At 35.2% G+C, this 11,850-nt stretch carries 11 protein-coding genes; 1 reads left to right on the top strand and 10 read right to left on the bottom strand.

Features of this window, described 5'->3' with window-relative positions:
- Nucleotides 1-1,104: 1,104 nt before the first annotated feature.
- From HPE63_RS18270 to HPE63_RS18290, 5 genes are all read right to left on the bottom strand, one after another.
- Entirely contained in the window at nucleotides 1,105-1,800 is a 696-nt protein-coding gene (locus HPE63_RS18270) for a DUF6090 family protein (protein WP_188315760.1), read from the bottom strand.
- A 182-nt stretch (nucleotides 1,801-1,982) separates the two neighbouring features.
- Nucleotides 1,983-2,549 (bottom strand): DUF7010 family protein, encoded by a 567-nt coding sequence (locus HPE63_RS18275; protein ID WP_188315750.1) that lies wholly within the window; start codon nucleotides 2,547-2,549, stop codon nucleotides 1,983-1,985.
- 200 nt (nucleotides 2,550-2,749) lie between these two features.
- Entirely contained in the window at nucleotides 2,750-3,460 is a 711-nt protein-coding gene (locus HPE63_RS18280) for a DUF6090 family protein (RefSeq protein WP_188315751.1), read from the bottom strand.
- 208 nt (nucleotides 3,461-3,668) lie between these two features.
- On the bottom strand, nucleotides 3,669-4,097 hold the full coding sequence (locus HPE63_RS18285) for a hypothetical protein (protein WP_188315752.1): 429 nt from the start codon (nucleotides 4,095-4,097) through the stop codon (nucleotides 3,669-3,671).
- Nucleotides 4,098-4,337: 240 nt separating this feature from the next.
- Entirely contained in the window at nucleotides 4,338-5,318 is a 981-nt protein-coding gene (locus HPE63_RS18290; protein ID WP_188315753.1) for an MBL fold metallo-hydrolase, read from the bottom strand.
- Nucleotides 5,319-5,598: 280 nt separating this feature from the next.
- On the opposite strand from HPE63_RS18290, the gene HPE63_RS18295 reads away from it, so the two are divergent.
- A complete protein-coding gene (locus HPE63_RS18295; RefSeq protein WP_188315754.1) occupies nucleotides 5,599-5,979 on the top strand; it encodes an IS110 family transposase in 381 nt (126 codons plus the stop codon).
- Here HPE63_RS18295 and HPE63_RS18300 read toward each other — a convergent pair.
- From HPE63_RS18300 to HPE63_RS18320, 5 genes are all read right to left on the bottom strand, one after another.
- Nucleotides 5,914-6,843 (bottom strand): ester cyclase, encoded by a 930-nt coding sequence (locus HPE63_RS18300; RefSeq protein WP_188315755.1) that lies wholly within the window; start codon nucleotides 6,841-6,843, stop codon nucleotides 5,914-5,916. The genes HPE63_RS18295 and HPE63_RS18300 overlap by 66 nt on opposite strands.
- Before the next feature lie 98 nt (nucleotides 6,844-6,941).
- Complete coding sequence (locus HPE63_RS18305; RefSeq protein ID WP_188315756.1) at nucleotides 6,942-8,807, bottom strand: erythromycin esterase family protein; 1,866 nt, start codon at nucleotides 8,805-8,807, stop codon at nucleotides 6,942-6,944.
- A gap of 182 nt (nucleotides 8,808-8,989) precedes the next feature.
- Nucleotides 8,990-10,000 (bottom strand): Gfo/Idh/MocA family oxidoreductase, encoded by a 1,011-nt coding sequence (locus tag HPE63_RS18310; protein ID WP_188315757.1) that lies wholly within the window; start codon nucleotides 9,998-10,000, stop codon nucleotides 8,990-8,992.
- Nucleotides 10,001-10,026: 26 nt separating this feature from the next.
- The gene (locus HPE63_RS18315; protein WP_188315758.1) at nucleotides 10,027-11,025 is read right to left on the bottom strand and encodes a Gfo/Idh/MocA family protein; all 999 of its coding nucleotides are present in this window, start codon (nucleotides 11,023-11,025) and stop codon (nucleotides 10,027-10,029) included.
- 186 nt (nucleotides 11,026-11,211) lie between these two features.
- Entirely contained in the window at nucleotides 11,212-11,718 is a 507-nt protein-coding gene (locus HPE63_RS18320) for a hypothetical protein (RefSeq protein WP_188315759.1), read from the bottom strand.
- Nucleotides 11,719-11,850: the final 132 nt, after the last annotated feature.

Consider the following 11,850-nt stretch of genomic DNA (forward strand, 5'->3'; position numbering starts at 1 on the left):
TAATTAGGATTATGCAAATCCTGAATTATTTGGAAAACTAAAAAAGATAAGCGATAGCTTACTTTTTGTATTTCCAGCGGAAAATGTAATTAGGATTATGCAAATCCTGAATTATTTGGAATAAAAAAAGGAAGTCACCGGTCTTACAGGTTTTCTGCCATACCAATGGCAGGCGGGTTTCCAATGGAAAATGTCTGCCTGAGACTAAAGATAATTGATTGCAAGGATTTCCGGCCTGCCACGCCAAAGGCGTGGTTAGGAAATCCAACCGCAATTAATTATACTTGCCTACCGGTTTACATACCGCAGGTATGCAGGCAGGCACCGTGTTGAGGTGTCGTTTTTTATTTGATTTTAATAAAATTCGTTTTACCTACCTTATATTTTCCAATTTTAGTCATATAGTAAACAGTATTGGAGATAAACCTCCCATCATCAAAGTTTAAGACTTTTTTGAGTTTTGAATGTTCGCAATTCCCATTCTCCCGAATATAAGAGTAAATTTCCGAAGCTATTTCCACCCTTTTAAAGGCCTGTTCGACCTCTGGTTTATAGAAATGCAGTTCGCGGAAAAAGTCGACCAAATCACTTATGTTTTCGATTTGTCCCAGCATTCCGTTAACCGAAAAATATGTCAGTCCTTTTTCTATGGCTGGTATGGTTTTAATATCGAACCTATTAGAATGTTTATAACTATGGATGATTAAAGGTTCGATTAACCCAAGACTTAATTGAGAATTTAACAATACTTCATTGATGTTGTTTTCTTTTTCCGCTTGGTGAATTTTTTGAAGAAGTTCAAAATAGGTATCAGTTAAGTCCTCTATCGTTTGTCCAATATATGCTGTTCGAAGACGTTTTACAATTTCTGGAGTTGTAGGTGAAGAATTGGGATTATACTCTGGTTGCTCTTTATGAATCCGTAGGGCCTCGTTATGATTCCTGTTCTGCCTTCCTTTTTAAGAGCCTCCTCACGTTCAGTATAGAGATTTTTATATTCTTCCATTTTTTTGGGACAAAATGCACCACAACGGTTCAGCTATGAGTAGTTGTGTGGCTTATCACTTAACTTTTGCAAGCCTGCCTGCGATAGGCCGGCTTTCGCTATTTATTTGTTTTATCTAGAACACTTCTTAATTCTTTTTGTAGTTCAGTTAAACGTTTAATCGATGTATTGAGTATTGTAGTATAATTGTTATAAACTTGTTGGTAAACAGAGACTACTCGATTTCTATAAATAGGACTAGTTAAAAAATAATCATGTAATTCCTTACTTCCAACATCTCTCATAATGGTATTATAAATCCATTCAGGATACCAATCATAATTGTCTCTCAAATATTCTGCGTGGTCTTTAGTTTCATTTGAAATCCTATTTTCAGTTGTTAGCATTATTGTTTCCATTACATCATAGATTCCTATGAGTTTCAGGGTTAAACTATCTTTGTTTTGTAATTCCCTTAATTGGTTAACGCCTGTTGTGTTTAATGTGGTACCTCTATTGCCACCTAATACTAATAATCTTGATATCCCTTCATCTAATAAGTCAGGTGTTATTGAATCGTGTACGACTTTCTCAAAAACAGATTTCTTTTGATTGTAAAACTCTAAATTATTTATCAAATCCTGTATGTCATTTTCAATATCATAGTAAATAAGACTGTAAATATTCAATAGTTTATTTTGATCTTTCCGTTTTTCATTCAAATTATTGATTGAGAGAGCTATTAAAATTCCAATTACTAGCAAAATAATTTCTCCAATAGCGTATTTAAGGTATTTACCTGTTTTGTTTTCCATAAGCAAGTTTTGACGGATTTGACGGAAGAATTTTATCATATAATTAGTGGTTGATCATAATGAAGCTCAACGTGATTGCAAAAGGAACGTTTTGGTTTTGTATGCGAGGATTTTCCGACGGAAAATCAGAAGTAAGCAAAAAAGTAAGAACCTAACGATTAGACTAAAATAAGCAATGTTTTTTACACGGTGTTATCTCTCGTTTTTTTCCGTTTATTAGATATAATTAACCAAACGGTCAATAATAGTAGGCATAAAACCATATACAATGGTACGAAATACATTTTCTCCACATTTACGTTAATTGCAACAACTAAAGCTCCAATAGAAATAATTCCAGCAAAAATGGCGTATCCGATTTCATCATAGAACCAAGCATAAGGAAAAAAGTGTGCTCCTGTTATTATTACATAGGTCATTACAAAATAATCTGGATTATCTCTCAAAATAAAGAACAAAAAAGGAAAATAAAAGAGTTGTGCTAAATTCAGCCACATACCTAAAGGCTGTAGAGGATTTGTTTTTGTTGTCCATTTCGTCTTGAGAATTTTTGATAATAGAAGAGCCAAAGGTAGCATCGTAATACCAACGTAAAATGTCAATATACTTTTACTATATGGTTCTCTCGGTAATGTCCATATATAAGCAATAGCACTCCAGACAATAGAGGCAGAAATAATAAAATCAATTCCGCTTTTTGCGTTAATAGCTAATTCTAATTTCAATTTTTTTAAATCAAGTTTATTCATAATATTTTTTAGGTTGGTTTGGGCTAAGTTAACCAGTTGTGTAGAATTTTAATATTATAAATTTCCGAAATGTTGATTTGCTTATCCGAGTTGTATTTAATGAGAGATAACGTTTCTGGCTATGATTCCGTTGCGAGAGAAAATCCGACCTGCCACGCTCTGCGTGGAAGGATTTTCAGAAGTAGGCAGGCTTTCGTTTTTTAATCCTTATCAAGTTCTCTATTTATAACTTCAATAATTTCTAAATAATTAACTTGCCATTCTTTGTAAAATTCAATTTGCCATTTTCTGTTAGAAATTAACGTATTAAGAATATGCCTGTATTTTTTAGAATTCACTAAATCATTGTAGTTATATGGCTTCATATTTCCCCACATTTCCCCAGATTCAAATAAATCAGTTAAAGTAGGTGCGACAACATTGAAATATTGTTCATTTCGCTCTCCAATGATTTCAATCCAGGGGTTTTCCAAAATTCCAAGCATATTTCTAATAGTGTCATTAGATATAGTATGTATACCAACAGATTTTAGGGTTTCATACGCCTGATTTTCCAAATTAACGTTGAACCATGTTATTCCATTTGAGAAATGTTTTGCTAAAGAATCCTGATATTGAATGCCATCATCAAAATGCTCTAATATAATCTGGTTGGAAACCTGTTTCTGTTCATTATTTGAAATTGCCCAATTGGTAAAGTCAATATTTCTTTGAAGCGAACCCTTTAACTCTATTAACATTTTACGTTCAATTTTCCTCTCTTTTCTTTCTTCGTTCCAATTGTTAATCTGTAATGCAATTAAAATTCCGATAACCACAAGCACAATTTCTCCGATTGCATATTTTAAATATTTCCCAGTTTTATTCTTTTCCATAAGGTCATAGCGTATTTTTCTAAAGAATTTTATCATTGGTTAACGGTTTTGTGTATGGCTCGTTGCGGAAAATCAGCTATGATTTTCCGCAGTAACCGAAAGATAGCAAATTGCAATGAATTCCGATTAGGAATTCAACCGCAATGAATTATATCCAATATTGGCTGTAGTTTTTTATTTTGAATAAGAAAGGCTGTCTATTTTTAGACAGCCTTTCCAATATAATTTATTTGTCAATTCGCTATTAGTCTCCAGCGCTTAAAGAATAACTTCCATCTCCATTGAATGAAGTAATTGTAATGGTAACAGTCCAATTTCCAGGTTCTCCAGCTTGCGTTACGCCATCAATACTATCAGGCTCTGTTCCGCCATTTAAAGTTCTATCAAGTACTACAATTCCATCGGAATCAGCAACTACAAAATTAAATGTTCCAGTTCCAGTTGCAGTTATGTCAGCATTATAGTCAGCCGTTGCTAAATTATTAGTCCAATTAATTGTTCGGGACGCATTTCCACCGTTTCCAGTAAAATCTCCACCTATATCTCCGGAAGGACCTTCGTTAACAGTTATATTCGCAGTTGATCCATCGTCATCTGAACAAGATGTTAAGGTTCCAATGAATAATACCATTGCAGTAAAAATTGTAAGTAGTTTAAAATTTGAGGTTTTCATTTTATTAATTTTTGTTACTGATTCTATTATAGAACAATTAAGTCTATAAAATTCTTAGTCTGAAAACGTAATTATTTTAAATATATTTTTAAAACAATGTTATTCAGTTTGTTATATGTAAATTATTTTGTTCAAATTACAGCCAACGGCTGGTATATGCGTGTTGCGACCGTTTAGGGAGATTATCGTATATACATTGTTAGAGAATCGTGCCTTTCTCGCAATGATATTATTTTCGGGCTAATACGAAACTGTTTCACCAAGTCCTGTATATAAATAATTGTCACCGAAGGAGTCATTTAGAATTTTGAATGCAAGATGTCCTGTGCAATGTGCTGGTGCGACTCGATGAACTCCCAAATCGGTTTTGAGAATGATAGCTAACTGAGCTATCTGTGTTCTGTCAAACGGAAGCATGTGAAAACCACCATAAACCAATTCAATTTTATCGGTTGTAACAGTTTGTGTTTGCTTAACAATATTCTCAACGCCAGTGTGTGAACAGCCAACTATTAGAATTTGCCCCTTATCTGTTTTCATTGAAAGCGAAAGTTCAGGTAGGTTCGTGTTTTTACAAGCATCCTTTTCATGCTCAAACTGCCCTTCGACAAAACTCTTTCCAGGATAACACGAAAAATATCCCATGTATCGAGAACTTGTCGCTATTAGATTAAGTCCTGGTAGAATTTCTTTCGAATCCTTAACAAACTCAATGTTAGAGTTCCAAAACCGCCCTGATTGCATAATGGTAAATTTTGTTTCTCCACCGTCAAAGTATTGCATATATGTAGGTAATGAATCTTTCACCTCCTGCTCTTGCCCTGCTGCGTCAAAGGGTACGGGCGCGCCCCAAAAAATATCGTAGGGGAAATATATTTTCACTTTTGGATTTATTTGCAATAAATAGTCAATTCCATTAAGATGGTCGAAGTGTCCATGTGAAACGACAACAATATCAACCATGGAAAGGTCAATGCCTAGTTTGTTGGTATTCCTTTTAAAGATGTCAGCGTTACTACCTGCATCAAATAAAATTGTTTTGCCCTGATATTTCGCAATACAGGAAAATCCAAAGTCTCTAGTCAGGGAAGTGTCTTTACTAAAGGCATCATAAAGGTTTGTAATGGTTCCTTCTCGGATCTCACTAAATGTCTTTTCTGGTTGAATTTGGCATGAAAAAAATAGAACCAATAAAAAAAAAGGTAACAACTTGATTTTCATAATGTGAAATTTTGATATGAATTTTTGCATGTTCGCCAACGGTCAGTATAAGAAACGTAAGTGATTTCAAAGCACTTACCTGTCAATTTACACTGAGCCACTTATGTTTTTTAGCATCCATGTAAAAGCAGCGTGTCCATTATCTTTAATTTATAACACTTAAAGATATGAAAACAGAACACACTGCAAGACCTAAGCTATTCATTGGCACCGACATACACAAACGAAGTTGGAAGGTGCATTGCTCGACCGATATTTCAGGAGGCAAGACTTTTTTGCTATGTCATCCTCTCCCGAAGGATTAAAAAACTATGTAGATAGGCATTTTCCCGAACATGAAGTGACAACGGCTTACGAAGCGGGTTGCTGCGGATATTATGCACACCGTTGTTTTGAAGCTTACGGTTGGGAATCCTTGGTGGTCAACCCGGCTGACATCCATCGCAAGGGCAAGGAGAAACATACCAAGACAGACAGGATAGATGCCCAGTTGATTGCCAGGGAGTTGAAAGATGGTCGTTTGGATAGTATCGTGGTCCCCGATATCGAGCGTGAGGAACTCCGTAGTCTTTTCAGACGGCGTTGTTGGCAGCAGTTATTTTTTGTTTGTTCCGAATTTAAGTTGTCTCTCATATTCTTTGTTGTCAAAATAACCTTTTGATTCTTGGATTAAGCCATCATCATTTAATGTCCATTCTTCAAATCCACTAATTTTAACTTTATTTCCAGTTCCATTTGGTACGTCATTTGTTCCAGTCAGTGTCCAATAGAATCGTGTTTTGTCCGATTTAGTAATTAGACTATCCATTGAAACAACCATATCCGGAAAAGCGTTCATAAATCCTCTCGCAACATTTGTTATTGCTTCAGTACCTTCTGCTGGTTCCCCTTCATTTATCTGTAGAACTCCATCTTCAGCAAAAAAGGACGATACAAAATTGGGTCTTTGGCTGCACCATACTTGTGCATAACTCTTGGCAAAAACCTCTATATCAAATTTTTGAAGTTCTTCTGGTAAGGCCGTATTAGTGAATGAGATATTAATGAATTTCCATTCACCATCTTCCTTAATTAAGGTGAAATTGTCTACGTTATTTGTCCGAGGGACGCCATATTTATGTAGCGTAGCATCAGCCCAAACAAAAGCAATTTGGCTCTTGTTTATAAGAAATTTGTATTCATTCACGGGTTCGTAAAAGGGTTTCCGTTCTCGTTTTTTTTGAGATTCAAAATATTCGCCAATTGTGATGACGGAATTTTTAGAGACTTCATCTCTAACTATTGCACTTGCCAAGTTTGCCTTTTTTGAAACGATGGATTCCAAAGTCTGCCAATCAGAATTACCTACAGCAAACAATAGCTTTTCTACAAGGGCTTTTAATTCTTTTTCTTCTGGATTTAGCGTTTTTACTTCTTCAATAGCCTTTTCGGTCAATTCAGTTTTATTATGATTGGACTGACAACTAAAAAATAAGCTAGAAACAATTACAAGGGATAATATTTTAATACTCAATGTTCTTTTCATTATTTGATTTTTTAATTGCTGCCAACGGTTAGTATATGAGCCGTTTTAATGGCTTAAATATATTGTTGTATGCTGTTTATTATTTTTTGTTCTCCGTTTCATTCTACAATGTCTATTTCTACATCATCTATCCAAACTGTTCCTGAGTCTCGGAGATACATTCCAAAGCTAATGGTATTTGCAATTTTAGGAACTTCTGCTTCAATCTGAATCGTTTCCCAATTCGCTGAGTTAATTCGAAATTTATCTAGACTATCAAACAAGGGAGGTGACCCAACATGGGCACTTTGTAACACATCAGGCTCGATAACTAATCGGAAGAACGAAAAACCAGGGTCTTTTACTTCAGATCGTACGGCAACGGTTATCCGAATTTTTTTTCCACGATAAGGCGCGGCATCAACCCTTTGGGTTAGGCTAGGAGTAATTTCTCCAAATGTGACTCCTTCGGGACGATGAATCATAGCGCTATGCTTCCCTTGGTAAGGATTCAAATCAGTTACCAATAGTTCTACCCCTAGTCGTTGAAATTTAGACCATACCATCCAACCGCTGGGTTCTTCACCATTAGAGTCCCCTTCGAAATCCAGATTCGTTGGTGTATTTAATTTTTTGTTAAGCATCCAGATATACTCATAAGCGTCATCATTGACTGATATTACAGGGCTGGTTGTATCCAAATAGACCAGGACATCATAAGCCTCGGCAGGGGTGTAAGACCAAAAATAGTTTTCGGGCTTTTTTTCATCATATCCTCCTCCAGAATGTCTGGTGTGTCGTTCGGTATAAAACCATTCACGAACAGGTCCCTTCTTGGGTAACTCATGCATATTCACTACTGCAATAGAATGCTGTGCTGAAGCTAATGTATTTTCTAGTGTGCTAGGAGGAGCTTGACCAAGAGAGAAGTTAAACATCCCTTTGGATGGCATATTGGCATCAATCGCCTTAAATCCACCCTGATTAAAAAACAACCCGAATATTTTTAAGTGGTCTCTATACATTTTTCGTAGGTAATAACCGTGCATATTAATGTCATCTTTTGGAGAAGCATTCGATACGTGGCAATTATGTGCCCAGACTATGGCCTTAGAAGACTCTCCTTCCTGATCAAGTATCCATTTGATGTTTTCAGCCTGACCTTTGTCTCGTATTTCATCATAATTTTCGCCATCATTGAAACAGGCTTCAATCCACAACTCTGCTTGCCGCGCATGATGCAGTGCCCTTACCCATTCCTTTTGGGTAGTTTTAGATATATAAGACTCTTTGTTTAGACGGAATGCATTCATCACATGTTTTATTGCCAATAAACTCGCTTCATCATATTCTTCAGGAATATAGGGTCTTCGTCCCAAGTATATTGGCTCGGAAAATTGAATTTCAAGAATGGATAATTCAGTTTTAACAGATTGATATAATTCTATGTCTACCTTTTTTATGTATTCCAACATTACTCGTGCTGCTCGTTCAGGATCCTGTATGTCAAAACCGTGGAACTTTACTTTGGTAGTATGAGTAGAATCTGCATTGTAAGCGCGCATCCATTTTAACAATTCCGTAAACTCTTTTGTATCCCAGGTCGAAAAATAAATTCCTGCCAAAGCCTCTTCCGGAGTTCCGATACCTTCTAAAATGTATTGATTCACATCGAATGCTTCACCAAAGGGGCATTCCAAAGCGAATAAGTTGAATCCTTCTTCCGTGACGAGATATTCTATGAGACGGTGTTTCAATTGAAATACTTCACGATTACCATGGGTCAGTTCCCCCAAGGAAACGATTCGTGCATCACGAACGATTTTACCAATCGGAGCGAGGTCTTCAAACCCATTTCCAGCTTCTACAGTCTTCAGTGGGATAGCATGATTTACGATCCAATCTGAAACTTGGTCTTCAGTTGATTTCTGTTTACATGAGGTCAGAAGGACAAAAATGAGACTTATGATACTGAGAACTTTCATATTAGTCATTCTAAACGGCATACAACGATTTGTGAATGAATCGTAGTGGCGTTTAGCTTCTATGATTTTTACACCTTGTTAGCCTTTCGTTATTTTATAAAATAGTTTGTAAAGTACATCCTGTCTTCTTTCAGATTGAATAATCATGACACTTCATTTTTCTTATATAAAAAGTAATTTTACTATTCTAATATTTCTAATTGTGCTATTATTTGTTCTTCAGTTACCGGATAGTCTTTGTCCATTCTCATGGTTTGATAAACATCTTCAAAGACATTCATATAACTTGCTTTTTTTGCTTCGATTTTATTTTGTTTTTTTAATCCATTCGGGGCTATAGTGGTTAAAAGCCCTTCACTTTCAGATAATTCTACACCATACAGTAAATTGTCAGGTAGCATTCCTTCAATTAACTGCTTTTCCTGAACATCAGTTCGATGTTTTTTATAGGTTCCTAATGTGCCTTGAATCACAAATGCAGGTTGCGGATCTGCAACTAATAAACTGATTGTTACCAACACTTGTAAATTACCGGGATATTGTAAATGTATATGAACATAATCAATTACTTTGGTATTTGGTCGAATATAAGCAGGGTATTTAGACCATTTTAATGGTACACCAAACAATGCAATTACTCCATCTATAGTATGTGACCCCAAATTAAATGGAACTCCACTTCCAGGTCCTGCCTTTTCCTTCCAACTATTTTCGTTAATAGCTAAATTATATCTATCATATCGAAAATGAGCCTCTATCAAATTTCCTAATTTACCAGTTTCAATAATCTCCTTAACTGAAAGAAAATCACTATCATATCTTCTGTTTTGATATGGTAATACGAATACATTGTTCTTTTTTGCTTCTTTAAAAAGTTGTTTTGCTTGAGAAGAAGTAGCGGTAAAAGGTTTGTCGATCAATACATGTTTATTTGCCTTAATAGCCTTTAAAGCATATTCAAAATGTGTTTTATTTGGGGTATTTACAATAATAAGCTCAATAGAATCATCTAATACAATTTCATCAACCGAATTGTAACTTTTTATTTTTGGAAAATCTAAATGAGCCTTTTTTTTTGTTCGCTCTACTATACCTATAAATTCAAATTCAGGGTGTTCTTTTAGAAACGGCGCATGAAATAACTTACCAGACACTCCATAAGATAATATACCCGTCTTAATTGTGTTTTTCATGGTGTTATGTTCAATTGAATATAATTTTATTCTGCTATTTGTTCCAATACCCAATTTGTTCTAGCTCCTGAAACTCCTGTACTAGGGCATTTTCCTTTTCCCTGTAGGTCTTTTACAATGGTTTGAATAAGTAGCGTTTGGATGTATTTAGGAATTTCAAATTCAAATTTCTTAACAGGTTCATTCTCTTTTTCTAAGGTAACGTGATGATCACCCCAAAAAGGAAAAGATATTTGCCCTTTACTACCAATAATTGTTGTCATTTCATATTGTGAAGCCTTACTAGTATTAAAAACCCATAAACCTTTTCCTAAAATTCCATTTTTAAATTTAAAAACACCAACAGTAATATCATCAGCTTTATACTCTTTTGATTGGTTTTCTGAAAACCCCTTTGCCTCAATGATAGGACCAAATAGGAAATCGAGTGCATCTAATTGATGTGAAGCCAGATCGTAAAAATAACCGCCACCTGCAACTTCAGGATCAACTCGCCAATTATTAGGGTGGTCATGTGTTCCTACAATTTCATTCTCAATTGTCATTTGTACAGTTATATCTACACTTCTAATGTCTCCAATGGAACCACTATCAATTAATTCCTTTACTTCAAGAATATTTGGTAGCGTTCTGCGGTAATAAGCCACATATAAAGGAACATTAGCCTTTTTACATGCTTCTACCATTGATTGGCATTCTTTATGTGAACGTGCCATTGGCTTTTCTACATAAACCGGTTTTCCAAGAGCTGCTGCTTTCAATGTATATTCAGCATGCGTTTCTGGTGGCGTTGCAATATATATTGCGTTTATCTCAGGATCATTCAGTAAATCATCAGCATTATCGTACCACTTTTCAACACCATGACGTCTTGCAAAATCCTTTGCTTTCTCAGAATTTCTTCTCATAACAGCCTTAACACTTGAATTTGGTACTTGTATAAGTGGTGGTCCGCTTTTGGTTTCACAAACATCACCTACACCAATAATTCCCCAACAAATTTTATTTATAATTTTCTGTACCATTTTTCGAAAGATTTTATCATTGGTTTGTTTCTGGTTATAATGAAGGCTAACGGTTGGGCTAAGGTTCGTTGCGGTGATCTGTCCGCAGGACAGTCCCGCCGAACTCAAAGATAGCTTTTTGCGCGTGATTTCCGTTTAGGAAATTCGCAAGCAATGAATTTTAGCCGTTGTTAGCACCAGGTTTTATTATCTTTTTGACCTGGAAGATTTACTGATAACTGGGCTATATGTTTTAATTGGTTTGGAAATACTTTTACTCATTACCTCAGCGAATTCAACAGCCAATTCCTTAGTTTTAAATTCTTGTAACAGAATTCTTTTTCTATGTTTTTTGTCCAACATAAAGACACGATAAACCATGAATTTAGATGAAAATTCGAGTCCAGTTCTGCTATGACCCTTCTGTTTTTGATTTACCTCTAAAATTGATAAATCCACATAATCATCATAAGATTCCCATACTCCTTTTTTAAATCCAAAAAGACTGGAGTAAGTTTTGAAAGTCCTTTTGTCCGTGTCAATCAATATACCTACGAAAGAAAACCCCAATAGTATGCCTAGAATAATTAAGACAATACCCCAACGCTGTTCTTTAATAAGTAAAACAACACCAATAAAAATCATTAGATATCCAATATATGCAAAAACATCTGGGAAGAATCTGGATGTTTTATTGTTAATAATATTGGTCATAAATTGGTGGTAACGGTCAAGTGTATGCGTAGTAGCGAGGATACGAGCCATTACGCATACACGATGTTAGCGAGTCGTTGTTCTTTATTTTGGTATTTAACATCAAATAAAAATTAAGATTAGCGTTAAAAC

It is taken from the genome of Maribacter arenosus, from assembly GCF_014610845.1.
Classification (GTDB): Bacteria; Bacteroidota; Bacteroidia; order Flavobacteriales; family Flavobacteriaceae; genus Maribacter_A; species Maribacter_A arenosus.

Excerpts from the sequence above, each read along its gene's own strand:
- HPE63_RS18270 (WP_188315760.1), bottom strand. The coding sequence starts at position 1,800 with ATGGAAAACAAAACAGGTAAATACCTTAAATACGCTATTGGAGAAATT.
- HPE63_RS18275 (WP_188315750.1), bottom strand. The coding sequence starts at position 2,549 with ATGAATAAACTTGATTTAAAAAAATTGAAATTAGAATTAGCTATTAAC.
- HPE63_RS18280 (WP_188315751.1), bottom strand. The coding sequence starts at position 3,460 with ATGATAAAATTCTTTAGAAAAATACGCTATGACCTTATGGAAAAGAAT.
- HPE63_RS18285 (WP_188315752.1), bottom strand. The coding sequence starts at position 4,097 with ATGAAAACCTCAAATTTTAAACTACTTACAATTTTTACTGCAATGGTA.
- HPE63_RS18290 (WP_188315753.1), bottom strand. The coding sequence starts at position 5,318 with ATGAAAATCAAGTTGTTACCTTTTTTTTTATTGGTTCTATTTTTTTCA.
- HPE63_RS18295 (WP_188315754.1), top strand. The coding sequence starts at position 5,599 with ATGTCATCCTCTCCCGAAGGATTAAAAAACTATGTAGATAGGCATTTT.
- HPE63_RS18300 (WP_188315755.1), bottom strand. The coding sequence starts at position 6,843 with ATGAAAAGAACATTGAGTATTAAAATATTATCCCTTGTAATTGTTTCT.
- HPE63_RS18305 (WP_188315756.1), bottom strand. The coding sequence starts at position 8,807 with ATGAAAGTTCTCAGTATCATAAGTCTCATTTTTGTCCTTCTGACCTCA.
- HPE63_RS18310 (WP_188315757.1), bottom strand. The coding sequence starts at position 10,000 with ATGAAAAACACAATTAAGACGGGTATATTATCTTATGGAGTGTCTGGT.
- HPE63_RS18315 (WP_188315758.1), bottom strand. The coding sequence starts at position 11,025 with ATGGTACAGAAAATTATAAATAAAATTTGTTGGGGAATTATTGGTGTA.
- HPE63_RS18320 (WP_188315759.1), bottom strand. The coding sequence starts at position 11,718 with ATGACCAATATTATTAACAATAAAACATCCAGATTCTTCCCAGATGTT.